The following is a 15,089-nucleotide window of genomic DNA, read 5'->3' as shown; positions in this document are numbered from 1 at the left end:
TCAGCCCTCCTCTCGTGCCAACATCACGTCACCAGCATGGATGACCTTCACTTCGCCATCAGGCAACCGCAATTGCAATGCCCCGCTTTCGTCCAGTCCGGCGAATGCACCCAGCAATACATCTTCACCCGGTGGCTGGACGCGAAGCTCCGTCCCCAAAGCATGCGCCGCAAGCTCCCAGCGCCGGATCATGGGTGGCAGGCCGAAGGTCCGCCAGCGGTCGAGTTCGGTATCCAGCTGCCGGGCGAGCGAAGTCGCGAACTGGTTACGATCGGGAGCGGGTCCCAGGGCCGACAGGGCGATGGTCTCGCGGTCTGGAAGATCGGGCGCCTTGCCGAGGTTCACACCGATGCCGACAACGATCGCATCACCCTCGCGCTCCAGAAGGATGCCTGCAAGCTTGGCGCCTCGCAGGAGCAGGTCATTGGGCCATTTCAGGGCCAGAGCGCCCGGCTCGCTGACCATCGCGACGACGGTTTCATAGACCGCCAGGCCTGCAACTAGCGCAAGGCTCGCCGGGGGAGGATCGCTCTCGCGGACCTTTACGACGGTAGAACCCATGAAATTGCCCGCACCGTCGAACCACGTGCGGCCCTGCCGGCCCTTCCCGGCCAGCTGGCGGTCGGCGACCAGCCAATTGCCTTCGCTGACGCGTTCGCCCTGACGAACGCGCTCCAGCAGATCCGCGTTGGTCGAACCGGTTTCGGCTAGGTACTCGATCAAGCTGCGAAGAACAGCGCCTGGGCCGCAGCGTCAGCTACCGATCCCAGCCACGGCGTAAGCAGATATCCGAGCGGGGAAATGACCAGGACACACAGGCCGAGGACAACCCAGTGAGAAACCGGTGCCTTTGCGGGAGCGTCGCCTTTAGGCTCGTCGAAGAACATGACCTTGACGAACTTGATGTAGTAGAACGCGCCGATGACGCTGGCTGCGATACCGATGGCGGCCAGTGCGATCATGTCGGCCTGCACGGCTGCCTGGAAGACCACGAACTTGCCCCAGAACCCGAACAGCGGCGGAATACCCGCAAGGCTGAACATCAGGGCGAGCAGGCACCAAGCCAGCGCCGGACTGCTGGTTGAAAGGCCGGAGATATCGTCGAAGGTCGCAAGCGCCTCACCCTTCTCGGTACGCAGCATGAGCAGGGCAACGAAGCTGCCGATGGTCATGAAGACATAGATCGAAAGGTAGACGAGCACGCCGGAAATCCCGGCCGGTGTCGCCGCGGCAAGGCCGATAAGGATGAAGCCGACATTGTTGATCGACGAATAGGCCAGCAAGCGCTTGAGGTTCTGCTGCCCGATGGCGCCAAGTGCACCCACAACGATCGAAGCGAGGGCCGCGAAGATGACGATCTGCTGCCACGCATCCGCCTGACCGCCGAACGGGACGGCTGCCATGCGTACGAGCATGGCGACCGCAGCAACCTTGGGTGCGCTGGCGAAGAATGCAGTGACCGGTGTCGGTGCGCCTTCATAGACGTCCGGCGTCCACATGTGGAACGGGACTGCCGCGACTTTGAAGGCAAGGCCGGCGAGCACGAACACCACGCCGAACAGCGCGCCGGTCGAGAAGTCCGCATCGAATGCTGCCCTGACGCCGTCATAGCTTGTCGTACCCGAGAAACCGTAGGCGAGGCTGACGCCGTAAAGGATGATACCCGAGGCGAGACCACCAAGGATGAAGTACTTCAGGCCGGCTTCGCTGGACTTGTCGTCACGCCGCGCGAAACTTGCGAGGACATAGGACGATAGGCTCGACAGCTCTAGACCGATATACAGCGTCATCAGGTCGACCGCGGACACCATGATGCCCATGCCGACTGCATTGAACAGCATCAGTACGGCGAATTCGCCGCGGAACTGGCCACGATCCCCGAAGTAGCGAGGGGCGACGATCAGGCAGGCGATGGTCGCAATGTAGACGAGCGACTTTGCAAAGATGCTGAATGCATCCACTTCCAGCAGGCCACCGAATGCCGCAGCGCCTACGCCATCATTCGCGAGCGAGAGATTGAAGATCAGGGCGCCGAAAAGCGCGGTAACCGCGGCGATCGTAATGGCGCGGGCCGAAGAACGCGTCGTCCAGGCGGTGGCGAGCAGAAGGGCCAGGCCGGCAATCGAAAGTCCGACTTCCGCACCGGTCAGGTAGAGCGAGTTGGCGTAGGACATCAGTGCTCTCCCTCCGATCCGTGCTCTGCGTCGATGTAATTCGCAGCGTGTTCATCGGGCGTGCCTACCGTCAGTGCGCTGTCATATTCGGGCGCGACGCTGGCGAGGCGGGCTTCAAGGGTGGCAATGTCCTGGCGCATCGGGGCGAGGAAACTTTCCGGATAGACACCCATCCACAGCACGGCGGCGGCGATGGGTGCGAGCATGGCCCATTCGCGGGCATTGAGATCGGGCATGCGGGCAGCGTCGGCATTGACCTGCTCGCCGAATGCCACGCGGCGATAGAGATAAAGCATGTAGGCAGCGCCAAGGATGATGCCGGTGGTGCACACCAGCGTCACGAAAGTCGAAACCTTGTAGATACCTGCAAGGGCGAGGAATTCGCCGACGAAGTTGCTGGTCCCCGGCAGGCCGATGGATGCCATGGTGAACAGCAGGAAGAAAAGCGCGTATTTCGGCATGTTGATCGACAGGCCGCCGTAACGGGCGATCTCACGCGTATGCAGGCGATCGTAGATGACGCCGACACACAGGAACAGCGCACCCGAGACGAGGCCGTGGCCGAGCATGACCATCATCGCGCCCTCGAGGCCCTGCACATTGAACGCGAAGAGACCGACGGTCACGATCGCCATGTGGGCGACGGAGGAATAGGCGATGAGCTTCTTCATGTCTTCCTGCACCAGCGCGACCAGCGAGGTGTAGATCACGGCGACCATCGAAAGCGCGAAGACCAGCCAGGCAAGATCGGCGCTGGCATCGGGGAACATCGGCAGGCTGAAACGGATGAAGCCATAGCCACCGAGTTTCAACAAGACGCCAGCCAGAATGACCGAACCCGCCGTCGGTGCCTGGACGTGGGCGTCCGGGAGCCAGGTATGGACAGGCCACATCGGTATTTTCACTGCGAAACTCGCGAAGAACGCCAGCCACAGCCACAGCTGCGCATCGACCGGGAAGTCGTACTGCATCAGCGTGGGAATGTCGGTCGTGCCCGCCTCGTTCACCATCCACAGCATGGCGATCAGCATCAGCACCGAACCGAGCAGCGTATAGAGGAAGAACTTATACGACGCGTAGATGCGGTTATCGCCGCCCCAGACACCGATAATCAGGTACATCGGGATCAGGCCGGCCTCGAAGAAGATGTAGAACAGGAAGAGATCCTGCGCGGCGAACACGCCGATCATCAACACTTCCATGAGCAGGAAGGCCGCCATGTATTCGCCCACACGCTTGGTGATCGAATCCCAGCTGGCGAGAATGCAGATCGGCATCAGGAATACCGACAGCATGATGAGCATCAGCGCGATGCCGTCGATGCCGAGGGCATAGCTGAACCCGGCGAAGAGCTCGGCGCGCTCGACGAACTGCCACTGCGCGCCGCCGATCTCGTAATTGAGCCACAGCAGGATGCCGAGCGCGAGATTGAACAGCGTCGCGAACAACGCGACCATTCGCGCGCTGCCGGCATTCAGGAACAGGCAGGCGATGGCCGCAACCAGCGGCACGGCGAGCATGAGCGAGAGGATGGGGAACTCCATCAGAACAGCACCCAGGTGACGGCGGCGACAAGTCCGAGGAGCATCACCAGCGCATAGCTATACAAATATCCGGTCTGGAACTTCTTGGCGCCCACGGCACCTTTCTCGACGACCCAGGCCACGCCATTGGGCCCGAAGCGGTCGATCGTGCCGATATCGCCCAGCTTCCAGAATTGGCGGCCCAGCCAGAAGGCCGGCACGACGAAGAGGTAGTGATAGAGCTCGTCGAAATACCACTTGTTGTAGAGGAAGCGGTAGATCGGACCGAGTTGCTCGGCCGCCTTGCCGGGGATCGAGGTATCCTTGATGTAGGCAAGCCAGGCGACGAAAAGGCCGATCAGCATGACGATCAGGGCGGCATACTTCACCGCGTAAGGCACCGCATGCATCGCATGGATCAGCGCTTCATTGTAGAAGATCGAACCACTCCAGAATGACGCGCTGTCGAGGAATGCAGGCGCAAACACCTGACCAGCGAAGATTGCGCCGAGCGAAAGGACCCCAAGCGGGATCAGCATCGAAATGGGGCTTTCATGCGGGTGATAGCCACCGGTCGTGTCCTCGCCCGCTTCTTCGGGCGTCTTGTGGACCGAGTGCTGGATGTGCTCGCTCTCGATCCAGCGCGGCTTGCCCCAGAAGGTGAGGAACATCAGGCGCCAGCTGTAGAAGCTGGTGAGCAGCGCTGCGAACACGCCCATCCAAAACGCGAAATTGCCGAGCTCGGTACCGCGCGCGAACGCGACCTCGATGATGGCATCCTTCGACCAGAAGCCTGCGAAACCAACGCCGAGGTGATAGATGCCGAGGCCTGTAATCGCGAGCGTGCCCATCATCATGGCCCAGAAGGTGAGCGGGATGTGCTTACGCAGATTGCCGTAATACCGCATGTCCTGCTCGTGGTGCATCGCGTGGATGACCGAGCCTGCACCGAGGAACAACAGCGCCTTGAAGAAGGCGTGCGTGAACAGGTGGAACATTGCCGCGCCATAGGCGCCCACGCCTGCGGCAAAGAACATGTAGCCAAGCTGCGAACAGGTCGAATAGGCGATGACGCGCTTGATGTCCCACTGCGTCGTGCCGACGGTCGCAGCGAAGATACAGGTAGCAGCACCTACGAAAGTCACCATCGCAAGCGCGATCGGCGCGGTCTCGAACATGGGCGACAGGCGGCAGACCATGAAGACGCCGGCGGTGACCATCGTCGCGGCATGGATCAGCGCGGAGACGGGCGTCGGGCCTTCCATTGCATCCGGAAGCCATGTGTGCAGGCCAAGTTGCGCCGACTTACCCATCGCGCCGATGAAAAGCAGGATGCACAGTACATCCATCGTGTGGACGCGAAGGCCCAGGAAGCCGATGGTCGCCCCGCTCATGCCAGGGGCCGCTTCGAGGATTTCGGGGATCGACACTGTGCCGAATACCCAGAAGGTGCCGAAGATGCCCATCATGAAGCCGAGATCGCCGACGCGGTTTACCACGAAGGCCTTGATAGCGGCCGCATTCGCGCTCGGCTTCTTGAACCAGAAACCGATCAGCAGGTAGCTGGCGAGGCCCACCCCTTCCCAACCGAAGAACATCTGCACGAGGTTGTCGGCGGTCACCAGCATCAGCATGGCGAAGGTGAAGAGCGAGAGATAGGCGAAGAAGCGCGGCTGGTCCGGGTCTTCGTCCATGTAACCCCAGCTATAGAGGTGGACGAGCGCCGACACGGTCGTGATGACCACAAGCATGACGGCAGTAAGCGTGTCGACGCGCAGCGCCCAGTCGAAGCTCAGCGCACCCGACTGGATCCACGTGAGGACCGGGACGACTGTCGCTTCGGCATTGCCGGACCAGAACGACAGGAAGATCGGCCAGCTAAGGGCGCAGGAGACGAACAGGCCGCCCGTGGTGATGCTCTTGGCGAACACGCTCGGCGCGCTCTTGTTGACCAGTCCCGCGACACTCGACGCGAGCAGCGGCAGGAATACGATGACGAGGATCGATTGCACGGTTGCTTACCCCTTCATCCGGTTCGCATCGTCGACCGCAATCGTGCCGCGGCCACGGAAATAGATCATCAGGATCGCCAGACCGATGGCGGCTTCGGCAGCAGCAACGGTCAGGATGAACATGGCAAAGACCTGCCCGACCAGATCGCCCAGGAAGGCGCTGAACGCGACCATGTTGATGTTCACCGCGAGCAGGATCAGTTCGATCGCCATCAGGATGACGATGATATTCTTGCGATTGAGGAAAATCCCCAGCACGCCAAGCACGAACAGGATCGTGCTGACGACGACATAGTGTTCGATGCCAATCACAGCTCGACTCCCTTGCCCACTTCGGGCTGTTTCATGACGGTTGCCTCGTCGGGATTGCGGCGGACCTGCTTGCCGATGTCCTGCTGGCCGCGCTTCGACTTGGAAGGACGGTGGGTCAGGACGATCGCCCCGATCATCGCGACGAGCAGAATGATGCCGGCGATCTCGAACAGGAAGACATACTTGCTGTACAGCAGCGCACCGATGGCGGCAGTATTGCTTTCGGCCACGACCGACGCATCGCCTGCAGGCGGCGTACCGAGGTTGATCGCGCCTACGTTATAGGCACCGATGCCCAGCACCAGTTCGGCAAGCAGGATCAGCGCCACGACGATTCCCAGCGGGAAATTGCGAATGAAGCCCGCGCGCATGGCCGCGACATCGATATCGAGCATCATGACCACGAACAGGAACAGCACGGCGACTGCCCCGACGTAGACGATGACCAGCAGCATCGCGATGAACTCGGCACCGACCAGCACCATAAGGCCGGCGGCGTTGAAGAAGGCGAGGATGAGCCACAGGACGGAATGCACCGGATTGCGGGCCGTGATTACCATCACGGCCGATGCAATCATGATGATCGCGAACATGTAAAAGGCGATAGTCTGGATCATGTTGCCCCGGTTACGGTTGCGGCGCGGTTAGCGATAGGGTGCGTCGGCTTCAAGGTTCGCGGCGATGGCCCGCTCCCACTTGTCACCATTCGCGAGCAGCTTGGCTTTGTCGTAAAGCAGCTCCTCGCGGGTTTCGGTTGCGTATTCGAAGTTCGGACCTTCGACGATCGCATCCACCGGGCAGGCTTCCTGGCAGAAACCGCAGTAGATGCACTTGGTCATGTCGATGTCATAGCGCGTGGTACGGCGGCTGCCGTCTTCACGCGGTTCGGCCTCGATCGTGATAGCCTGCGCCGGGCAGACGGCTTCGCACAGCTTGCAAGCGATGCAGCGCTCTTCCCCGTTGGGATAGCGACGCAGGGCATGCTCACCGCGGAAACGCGGGCTCAGCGGGTTCTTTTCGAACGGATAGTTGATCGTCACCTTGGGCTTGAAGAAGTACTTCAGCGTGAGGGCGTGCGCCTTCACGAACTCCCACAGGGTGAACGACTTGATCAGATGGGCGACGCTCATGCGGCGGCTCCGAAGTGACCGGTCGCCATCAGGTAACCGGAAATGACAAGGACGAAAACGAGGCTCAGCGGGAGGAAGACCTTCCAGCCCAGGCGCATCAGCTGGTCGTAGCGATAGCGCGGGACGGTAGCCATGACCCAGCTGAACATGAAGAAGAAGAAGAATGCCTTCAGCAGCAGCCAGACGATGCCGGGGATATCGAACCAGGGGATCAGGTCGATATCGAGCGGCGGCAGCCAGCCACCGAAGAACAGCAGCGCGTTGAGAATGCACATCAGCAGGATGTTCGCATACTCTCCGAGCCAGAAGAGCGCGAAGCTCATCGAGCTGTATTCGGTCTGGTAACCGGCGACGAGTTCCGATTCCGCCTCGGTAAGGTCGAACGGTACACGCTGCGTTTCCGCGAGGCAGGAGATGAAGAACATCACCCAGATCGGGAAGATCAGCGGGTGGACGACATAGGCGTTCACGATCCCGAGGCCGAAACCTTCCTGCGCCCGCACGATTTCGTTGAGATTGAACGTGCCTGCGAACAGGACGACGCAGACGAGGATGAAGCCGATCGAGACTTCATAGCTGATCATCTGTGCCGAAGCGCGCATCGCCGAGAAGAACGGATACTTCGAGTTCGAAGCCCAGCCCGCCATGATGATGCCGTAGACCGACAGCGAACTCACTGCGAGGATGTAGAGCAGTCCGACATTGATATCGGCCAGCACCATGCCTGCATCGAAGGGGATGACCGCCCATGCCGCCAGCGCGACGGTGAATGTCACGATCGGAGCGAGCAGGAAGATGCCCTTGTTCGCCGCGCTCGGAATGATGGTTTCCTGGAGGAAGACCTTCAGACCGTCGGCAAAGCTCTGCAGCAGGCCGAAGGGCCCGACCACGTTGGGGCCGCGGCGCAGGTTGATCGCCGCCCAGACCTTGCGGTCGACGTAGATGATCATGGCCACTGCCAGCATGAGCGGCAGCGCGATGAGCAGGATGCCGGCGACGGTGGCAACGCCCCACGCCCATTCATAGCTCATGCCGAGGGATTGGAAGAACTCGGTCATTTGCGACCTTCCATGTGAATATCGAACCGCACGAGAGCAGCGGCGGCGACCAGCAACCAGCTGCCGTAAAAGACATTATCGATTACCGGACCGCCCGAAGCGATCGTCGCGGCAACAGCGGCAATGAAAAACAGGATCAGGAAGTGCGGCGTGAAACGCGCCACCACGCGGGTGAAAGGATCGCTCATTCCGCCGCCTCCGCAAGCTCGCCGCCATGCAGGAGTTCGCTGGAGCAGCGCTGCATCACCTCGCTGGCACGCGCGATTGGGTTGGTGAGGTAGAAATCCTTGATCGGATAGGCACTCATCGTGCCTTCCGCCTTCGCCTTGGCGTCGGCCTTGGGAAGCGCACCATAATCGGCCAGGCCTTCTTCGCCGAGAGCCGGGACTTCAGCGATCATCGCAGACTGCAACTGAGCGAAATTGTCGAAACCGACTTCCACCTTGAGTGCATCGGCAAGCGCGCGCAGGATCGTCCAGTCCTCGCGCGCGTCACCCGGTGCGAATACGGCTTTCTCGGCGAACTGCACGCGGCCTTCGGTGTTGACGTAGGTCCCATCCTTTTCGGCATAGCTGGCTGCCGGAAGGATGATGTCGGCCGAATGCGCGCCCTTGTCGCCGTGGTGGCCGATGTAGACCTTCATCGTATCGGCGAACGGCTCGTAATCCATTTCGTCAGCGCCAAGGCTGATCAGGACCTTGGGCTTGGCTTTGACTATGTCCGCCATGCCGCCGTTCTGCGCGAAGCCGAGCATCAGGCCGCCCATGCGCGCAGCGGAGAAATGCAGCACGTTGAAGTCCGCACCCCAATCGCTGGCGAGCGCCATTGCCTTGGCATGCGCACCCTTGAGCGCACCGCCGCCGACGATGACTGCGCCGCGGTCGGCATTCTTGAATGCGTCCGCAACGTCTTTCGGAAGCCTGTTAAGAACGCCAAGGTCTTCTCCGAGGAATTCAGCGGGATAGGTCGTGTCCCAATAAGGTCCGACGACGTAAACCTTCGCACCGCGCTTCACGGCCTTGCGAATGCGCACGTTGACCAGCGGGGCTTCCCAGCGGATGTGGCTGCCGACGATGAGGATCGCGCCTGCATGTTCCAGACCCTCGAAGGTCGAGTTGAAGTTGACCGCGGCCAGGTTCGACACGTCATAATCCATGCCGGTCTGACGACCTTCGATCAGCTTCGAACCGCACGCCTTGAGCAGCGACTTGGCGGCGAACATCGTTTCGCAATCGACCATGTCACCGGCCACGGCGGCAATGGCCTTGCCCGGCTTGGCCTTGGCGATGGCCTTGAAAGCCTCGTCCCAGGTCGCAGGCTGCAACTTGCCGCGCTTGCGCATGAAGACCTTGTCGAGGCGGCGCTTGGACAGGCCGTCGACCATATAACGGCCCTTGTCGGACAGCCATTCCTCGTTGACCGCATCATTGACGCGCGGAAGTGCACGCATGACTTCACGGCCACGGCTATCGAGGCGGATATTCGCGCCGACGGCGTCCGAAACGTCGATGCTGAGCGTCTTCTTGAGCTCCCACGGACGCGCTTCGAATGCATAGGGGCGCGAAGTGAGCGCGCCGACCGGGCAGAGGTCGATCACATTGGCGGACAGCTCGTGCTCGGCTGCCTGCTCGAGATAGGTCGTGATCTGCATGTCCTCGCCGCGACCCACCGCGCCGATTTCGTCCACGCCAGCGATTTCCTCGCTGAAGCGCACGCAGCGGGTGCAGTGGATGCAGCGGGTCATGACCGTCTTAATCAGCGGGCCCATGTATTTTTCGGTAACGGCGCGCTTGTTCTCCTCGTAGCGCGTCGCGCCTCGGCCGTAAGCGACCGACTGGTCCTGTAGGTCGCATTCGCCGCCCTGGTCGCAGATCGGACAATCGAGCGGATGGTTGATGAGGAGAAACTCCATCACGCCTTCGCGCGCAGTCTTCACCATCTCGCTATCGGTGCGGATTTCCTGGCCTTCCGTGGCCGGAAGCGCACAACTTGCCTGCGGCTTGGGCGGCCCGGGCTTCACTTCGACGAGGCACATGCGGCAGTTGCCGGCAATGCTCAGCCGCTCGTGATAGCAGAACCGCGGGATTTCCTTGCCCGCAAGCTCGCACGCCTGAAGGACGGTGGCGCCTTCGGGGACTTCGAGTTCCTGTCCGTCTACTGTGACCTTGGGCATTATTCAGCTGCTTCCAGAGTATCGGGGGCAAACTTTGCGTTGTGTTCTTCGATCCGGCGCTCGAGCTCGGGGCGGAAATGGCGGATGAGGCCCTGGATCGGCCAGGCCGCTGCATCGCCGAGCGCGCAGATGGTATGGCCTTCGACCTGCTTGGTGACCTGCTGGAGCATATCGATTTCCTCGATCGCCGCATCGCCGGTGCGCAGGCGCTCCATCATGCGCCACATCCAGCCCGTGCCTTCGCGGCAGGGCGTGCACTGGCCGCAGCTCTCGTGTTTGTAGAAATAGCTGAGACGGGAAATCGCGCGGACGATGTCGGTCGACTTGTCCATAACGATGACGCCGGCCGTACCGAGGCCCGAGCCGAGGTCCTTCAGACCGTCGAAATCCATCGGCGCGTCCCAGATCTGCTCGGCCGGGACCAGCGGAACCGACGAACCGCCGGGGATCACGGCGAGGAGGTTGTCCTTGCCGCCGATGATGCCGCCACAATGCTTCTCGATCAGCTCGCTGAACGGAATGCTGAGTGCTTCTTCGACCACGCAGGGCTTGTTCACATGGCCGCTGATCTGGAAAAGCTTGGTGCCCTTGTTGTTCTCGCGCCCGAAACTCGCGAACCAGCTCGCGCCGCGACGCAGGATGGTCGGGACGACGGCGATCGATTCCACATTATTGACCGTGGTCGGGCAGCCGTAGAGGCCCGCACCTGCCGGAAACGGCGGCTTGAGGCGGGGCTGGCCCTTCTTGCCTTCGAGGCTTTCGATCATCGCGGTTTCTTCGCCGCAGATGTAAGCGCCCGCGCCGCGGTGCAGGAAGACGTCGAAATCATAGCCCGATTTCGAGGCGTTCTTGCCGATCAGGCCAGCGTCATAGGCCTCGTCGATGGCAGCCTGAAGCGTCTCCGCCTCGCGGATATATTCGCCGCGAATGTAGATGTAGGCCGCCCTCGCCCGCATGGCGTAGCCGGCGACCAACGCGCCTTCGATCAGCTTGTGCGGATCGTGGCGGATGATCTCGCGGTCCTTGCAGGAACCGGGTTCGGATTCGTCGGCGTTGATGACGAGGAAACTCGGACGGCCGTCCTTCGATTCCTTCGGCATAAACGACCATTTGAGGCCGGTCGGGAAGCCTGCACCACCGCGCCCGCGCAGACCGGAGGCCTTCACTTCCTCGATAATATTGTCGTGCCCGCGCGCGATCAGCGACTTGGTATCGTCCCAGTCGCCGCGCTGCTGCGCCGCCTTCAGGCCCCAGTCCTGGAAGCCGTAGAGGTTGGTAAAGATGCGATCCTTGTCGGCGAGCATCAGGCGAGACCTCCGAATACGAAAATGGCAGCCGCGATCAGGATCACGACCAGGGCGATCGTCTTCACGACGCCCTTGAAGACTTTCCACGCGACCACGATCGCGACCAGCGCGAGGATGATGGTGAGCCAGTCGGCGCTCATGACCACTCACTCCGATAATCGTGGTTTTCCTCGACCATCGCTTCGAGCGAGCTCAGAGCGTTGGCCGGTTCGCTGGTGTGACGGCCCGGCTCCTGCGTGCCAGCCTTGGGCTGCTCACCCTTTGCCAATGCATCGAGGATGGTGTCGAGGCGCTCGGGCGTAAGGTCTTCGTAATTGTCGTCGTTGATCTGGACCATCGGCGCAGTGGCGCAATTGCCCATGCATTCGACTTCGGTGAGGGTCCACAGGCCGTCTTCCGACACGTGGCCCTTCTTCATGCCGCGCTTCTTGCAGGTTTCGAACAGACCGTCCGAACCGCGCAGCATGCAGGGCGTCGTGCCGCAAACCTGCACGTGGTACTTACCCACCGGCTTCATGTTGTACATGAAGTAGAAGCTGGCGACTTCCAGCACGCGGATGACCGGCATGTCGAGATAGTCGGCGACATATTCGATCACCGGCAGCGGGAGCCAGCCCTGCGTGTTCGTTTCTTCACCGACCTGGCGCTGGGCAAGGTCGAGCAGCGGCATCACCGCAGAACGCTGACGTCCCTCGGGATAGCGCGCAATCGCCTTGTCGGCACGCTCGCGGTAGCTCTCGGTAAACTCGAAAGCACCCCAGCGCTCGCGCAGCTCGGGAGTATCGGGTGCGGGATTACGGTCAGCCATTAGCGGTCACACTCCCCGAACACGACGTCGATGGCGCCGAGGATGGCCGTGGCATCGGGCAGCATGTGGCCTTTGCTCATGAAATCCATTGCTTGCAGGTGGCTGAAGGCCGTGGGGCGGATCTTGCAGCGATAGGGTTTGTTCGAGCCGTCGCTGACGAGGTAGACGCCGAATTCACCCTTGGGGCTTTCGGTGGCGACATAGACTTCGCCCGCGGGCACGTGGAAGCCCTCGGTGTAGAGCTTGAAGTGGTGGATCAGCGCTTCCATCGACTGCTTCATCTCGGCGCGCTTGGGCGGCGAAACCTTGCGGTCGTTGCTGGCGATCGGGCCGGTCGGCATATCGCGCAGACACTGCTTGATGATCTTGGCGCTTTCGTAAACTTCCTTCACGCGCACCACGAAGCGATCGTAGCAATCCGAATTGGTGCCGACGGGAATGTCGAACTCCATCCGGTCATAGACATCGTAAGGCTGCGATTTGCGCAAATCCCACGGGATACCGGCGGCGCGGATCATCGGGCCGGAGAAGCCCCAAGCCAGCGCGTCTTCCTTGCTCACCACGGCGATATCGACGTTGCGCTGCTTGAAGATGCGGTTGTCGAGCACGAGGCTCATCGCATCGCCGAAGAGTTCTGGCAGGCGCGTGTCGATCCACTCGCCGATGTCGACAAGCAGCTTTTCCGGTACGTCCTGGTGGACGCCGCCCGGGCGCAGGTAAGCGTGGTGCATACGCGCGCCGCTCATCCGCTCGAAGAAGTTCATGCAGTCTTCGCGCAGTTCGAACACCCACAGGTTCGGCGTCATCGCGCCGACGTCCATGACGTGCGCGCCGATGTTGAGCATGTGGTTGCAGATGCGGGTCAGCTCGGCGAACAGCACGCGGATGTACTGTGCACGCTCGGGCACCTCGACATTCAGCAGCTTCTCGATCGCGAGAACGTAGCTGTATTCCTGGGCCAGCGGCGAGCAGTAATCGAGCCGGTCGAAATACGGCAGCGCCTGCAGGTAGGTCTTGTGCTCGATCAGCTTTTCGGTGCCGCGGTGCAGCAGGCCGACGTGCGGATCGATGCGTTCGATGATCTCGCCGTCAAGCTCCATGACCATGCGCAGCACGCCGTGGGCCGCAGGGTGCTGGGGCCCGAAGTTGATCGTGTAATTGGTGATCGTTTCGTCACCGGTGGTCGGCGATTCTTCGAGTTGGAAACCGGTACTCATGCGCAAATCCACTTGCCGGAGTAGGTGGCGGTGCTGCCGTCGGCAGCGCTTACGGTGAGGTTGGCGGGACGCGAAGCCGCATCGCCTGCCTGCGGTGCGACCTGGACGGTCACGCCCTCACCCGAAAATGTGGCTCCTGCCTTGAGCGAGTCGAGGCCTCCGGGGCCCGTGTCGAGCAGCGTCAGTCCGCCTCCGACACGGATCACGGCCTTGCCCGGCAAGGTCGGTTCCTTCAGCGCGCTCGCCATGACGAGTTCGCGATTGCCGTCCATGAAGGTGCAGCCGCCATCGCGCGGACCCATGTCGACATTGGCAATATCGCGAAGCTGCTCGAGCTGCGTGACGTTGGCACCCGCCGGAGGGGCTTCCGCAGCGACATTCGGCGCATCGGCATCGACGGGCGCAGCAGCACCCTGCTCCCCGCCGTTGATACGGCTAGCGAAGTCATCCGCGCTTTCCTGAGGCGCAGGCTCGGAAGAGCACGCCGCGAGCGCGAGCGCAGACAGAGGAAGGATAAGCGCGCGCATCAATCGGCGCCCTTCTTCGGCTTGGTGGCCTTCGCGGTATCGGTCGTCTTGCCGACCCGCTTCTTGCGCCCCGGCTGATCTTCCGTCGGCTCCGGCGGCGGAGCGTCGGGTCCGCCGTCCTTTTCGGCCGGCGCATCGGCGCTGACTTTTTCGGCGGCCTTTTCATCAGCCTTCGCACCAGCGCCCGTCTGCTTGGGGCTTTCTGTGGTCTTGAGATCGTCGATCGGCGGCATATCCGCCTTTTCGTCGCCCGGAAGGACGTAATCCGCGCCCTCCCACGGGCTCATGAAGTCGAACTGGCGCAGGTCCTGTGCCAGCTTCACGGGTTCGTAGACGACGCGCTTTTCGTCTTCGGAATACCGCAGCTCGACATAGCCCGTGAGGGGGAAGTCCTTGCGGAAGGGGTGACCTTCGAAGCCGTAGTCGGTCAGGATGCGGCGCAGGTCGGCGTTCCCGTCGAACAGCACGCCGTACATGTCGAACACCTCGCGCTCGAGCCAGCCCGCATTGGGCCAGAGCGTCGTCACCGTCGGTACCGGCGTATCTTCCGATGCGCGGCACTTGACCATGATGCGATTGTTGGTGGTGACCGAAAGCAGCATGTAGACCACTTCGAACCGTTCATCCCGGCTCGGGTAGTCGACACCGGCGATTTCCATCAGCTGCTGGTATTCGAAATCGTCGCGCAAGATGCGCAGCGCGGTTTCGATGCTGCCGCGCTGGACATGGAAAAGCAGCTCGCCATGCTCTTCGTGTGCCTCGACGAGATGATCGCCAAGTGCTTTCGAAATCGTGTTCTTGAGGCCGTCGATCTGGGTGAACCGGGGCGCGGAATGAAGCGTTGTCAT

Annotated in this window: 16 protein-coding genes; all 16 read right to left on the bottom strand. The window is 61.6% G+C overall.

The genetic code is table 11. From position 1 onward, the window contains the following. The 16 genes from LCM24_RS12605 to LCM24_RS12530 are packed head-to-tail and all read right to left on the bottom strand — an operon-like array spanning position 1 to position 15,089. Positions 1-723 carry a biotin--[acetyl-CoA-carboxylase] ligase gene (locus tag LCM24_RS12605; RefSeq protein WP_224804812.1) on the bottom strand — a complete coding sequence of 241 codons (723 nt, stop codon included), beginning with the start codon at positions 721-723 and terminating at the stop codon, positions 1-3. Continuing rightward, positions 720-2,174, bottom strand: coding sequence for an NADH-quinone oxidoreductase subunit NuoN (gene nuoN / locus LCM24_RS12600; protein WP_224804810.1), 1,455 nt, complete (start codon positions 2,172-2,174; stop codon positions 720-722). The genes LCM24_RS12605 and nuoN overlap by 4 nt, the downstream gene beginning before the upstream one ends. After that, positions 2,174-3,718: an NADH-quinone oxidoreductase subunit M gene (locus tag LCM24_RS12595; protein ID WP_224804808.1), complete on the bottom strand. Its 1,545-nt coding sequence runs from the start codon at positions 3,716-3,718 to the stop codon at positions 2,174-2,176. The genes nuoN and LCM24_RS12595 overlap by 1 nt, the downstream gene beginning before the upstream one ends. Beyond that, entirely contained in the window at positions 3,718-5,709 is a 1,992-nt protein-coding gene (gene nuoL / locus LCM24_RS12590) for an NADH-quinone oxidoreductase subunit L (protein WP_224804806.1), read from the bottom strand. Before nuoL ends, LCM24_RS12595 begins: the two co-directional genes overlap by 1 nt. A gap of 6 nt (positions 5,710-5,715) precedes the next feature. Next, positions 5,716-6,021, bottom strand: coding sequence for an NADH-quinone oxidoreductase subunit NuoK (gene nuoK / locus LCM24_RS12585; protein WP_090479321.1), 306 nt, complete (start codon positions 6,019-6,021; stop codon positions 5,716-5,718). Beyond that, entirely contained in the window at positions 6,018-6,638 is a 621-nt protein-coding gene (locus LCM24_RS12580; RefSeq protein ID WP_090479324.1) for an NADH-quinone oxidoreductase subunit J, read from the bottom strand. Before LCM24_RS12580 ends, nuoK begins: the two co-directional genes overlap by 4 nt. A gap of 27 nt (positions 6,639-6,665) precedes the next feature. Next, on the bottom strand, positions 6,666-7,151 hold the full coding sequence (gene nuoI / locus LCM24_RS12575) for an NADH-quinone oxidoreductase subunit NuoI (protein WP_160607036.1): 486 nt from the start codon (positions 7,149-7,151) through the stop codon (positions 6,666-6,668). After that, positions 7,148-8,209 (bottom strand): NADH-quinone oxidoreductase subunit NuoH, encoded by a 1,062-nt coding sequence (gene nuoH / locus LCM24_RS12570; protein WP_224804804.1) that lies wholly within the window; start codon positions 8,207-8,209, stop codon positions 7,148-7,150. Before nuoH ends, nuoI begins: the two co-directional genes overlap by 4 nt. Next, on the bottom strand, positions 8,206-8,397 hold the full coding sequence (locus LCM24_RS12565; protein WP_224804802.1) for a hypothetical protein: 192 nt from the start codon (positions 8,395-8,397) through the stop codon (positions 8,206-8,208). The genes nuoH and LCM24_RS12565 overlap by 4 nt, the downstream gene beginning before the upstream one ends. Further along, positions 8,394-10,382, bottom strand: a complete 1,989-nt coding sequence (nuoG, locus tag LCM24_RS12560; RefSeq protein ID WP_224804800.1) for an NADH-quinone oxidoreductase subunit NuoG — start codon at positions 10,380-10,382, stop codon at positions 8,394-8,396. Before nuoG ends, LCM24_RS12565 begins: the two co-directional genes overlap by 4 nt. Further along, positions 10,382-11,686 carry an NADH-quinone oxidoreductase subunit NuoF gene (nuoF, locus tag LCM24_RS12555; protein WP_090479338.1) on the bottom strand — a complete coding sequence of 435 codons (1,305 nt, stop codon included), beginning with the start codon at positions 11,684-11,686 and terminating at the stop codon, positions 10,382-10,384. Before nuoF ends, nuoG begins: the two co-directional genes overlap by 1 nt. Beyond that, the gene (locus LCM24_RS12550) at positions 11,686-11,829 is read right to left on the bottom strand and encodes a hypothetical protein (RefSeq protein ID WP_177201835.1); all 144 of its coding nucleotides are present in this window, start codon (positions 11,827-11,829) and stop codon (positions 11,686-11,688) included. The genes nuoF and LCM24_RS12550 overlap by 1 nt, the downstream gene beginning before the upstream one ends. Continuing rightward, positions 11,826-12,497, bottom strand: a complete 672-nt coding sequence (locus tag LCM24_RS12545) for a complex I 24 kDa subunit family protein (RefSeq protein WP_224804798.1) — start codon at positions 12,495-12,497, stop codon at positions 11,826-11,828. Before LCM24_RS12545 ends, LCM24_RS12550 begins: the two co-directional genes overlap by 4 nt. After that, complete coding sequence (locus LCM24_RS12540) at positions 12,497-13,714, bottom strand: NADH-quinone oxidoreductase subunit D (protein WP_221565815.1); 1,218 nt, start codon at positions 13,712-13,714, stop codon at positions 12,497-12,499. The genes LCM24_RS12545 and LCM24_RS12540 overlap by 1 nt, the downstream gene beginning before the upstream one ends. Then, the gene (locus tag LCM24_RS12535; RefSeq protein ID WP_224804796.1) at positions 13,711-14,241 is read right to left on the bottom strand and encodes a hypothetical protein; all 531 of its coding nucleotides are present in this window, start codon (positions 14,239-14,241) and stop codon (positions 13,711-13,713) included. The genes LCM24_RS12540 and LCM24_RS12535 overlap by 4 nt, the downstream gene beginning before the upstream one ends. Beyond that, positions 14,241-15,089, bottom strand: coding sequence for an NADH-quinone oxidoreductase subunit C (locus LCM24_RS12530; RefSeq protein WP_224804795.1), 849 nt, complete (start codon positions 15,087-15,089; stop codon positions 14,241-14,243). Before LCM24_RS12530 ends, LCM24_RS12535 begins: the two co-directional genes overlap by 1 nt.

It is taken from the genome of Qipengyuania aquimaris (genome assembly GCF_020171965.1).
GTDB lineage: Bacteria > Pseudomonadota > Alphaproteobacteria > Sphingomonadales > Sphingomonadaceae > Qipengyuania > Qipengyuania aquimaris_A.
Note: the sequence above shows the minus strand (reverse complement) of the source record. Positions and strands in the feature narration are given on the sequence as shown.

Excerpts from the sequence above, each read along its gene's own strand:
- nuoN (WP_224804810.1), bottom strand. The coding sequence starts at position 2,174 with ATGTCCTACGCCAACTCGCTCTACCTGACCGGTGCGGAAGTCGGACTT.
- LCM24_RS12595 (WP_224804808.1), bottom strand. The coding sequence starts at position 3,718 with ATGGAGTTCCCCATCCTCTCGCTCATGCTCGCCGTGCCGCTGGTTGCG.
- LCM24_RS12580 (WP_090479324.1), bottom strand. The coding sequence starts at position 6,638 with ATGATCCAGACTATCGCCTTTTACATGTTCGCGATCATCATGATTGCA.
- nuoI (WP_160607036.1), bottom strand. The coding sequence starts at position 7,151 with ATGAGCGTCGCCCATCTGATCAAGTCGTTCACCCTGTGGGAGTTCGTG.
- nuoH (WP_224804804.1), bottom strand. The coding sequence starts at position 8,209 with ATGACCGAGTTCTTCCAATCCCTCGGCATGAGCTATGAATGGGCGTGG.
- LCM24_RS12565 (WP_224804802.1), bottom strand. The coding sequence starts at position 8,397 with ATGAGCGATCCTTTCACCCGCGTGGTGGCGCGTTTCACGCCGCACTTC.
- nuoG (WP_224804800.1), bottom strand. The coding sequence starts at position 10,382 with ATGCCCAAGGTCACAGTAGACGGACAGGAACTCGAAGTCCCCGAAGGC.
- nuoF (WP_090479338.1), bottom strand. The coding sequence starts at position 11,686 with ATGCTCGCCGACAAGGATCGCATCTTTACCAACCTCTACGGCTTCCAG.
- LCM24_RS12550 (WP_177201835.1), bottom strand. The coding sequence starts at position 11,829 with ATGAGCGCCGACTGGCTCACCATCATCCTCGCGCTGGTCGCGATCGTG.
- LCM24_RS12545 (WP_224804798.1), bottom strand. The coding sequence starts at position 12,497 with ATGGCTGACCGTAATCCCGCACCCGATACTCCCGAGCTGCGCGAGCGC.
- LCM24_RS12540 (WP_221565815.1), bottom strand. The coding sequence starts at position 13,714 with ATGAGTACCGGTTTCCAACTCGAAGAATCGCCGACCACCGGTGACGAA.
- LCM24_RS12535 (WP_224804796.1), bottom strand. The coding sequence starts at position 14,241 with ATGCGCGCGCTTATCCTTCCTCTGTCTGCGCTCGCGCTCGCGGCGTGC.
- LCM24_RS12530 (WP_224804795.1), bottom strand. The coding sequence starts at position 15,089 with ATGACAACGCTTCATTCCGCGCCCCGGTTCACCCAGATCGACGGCCTC.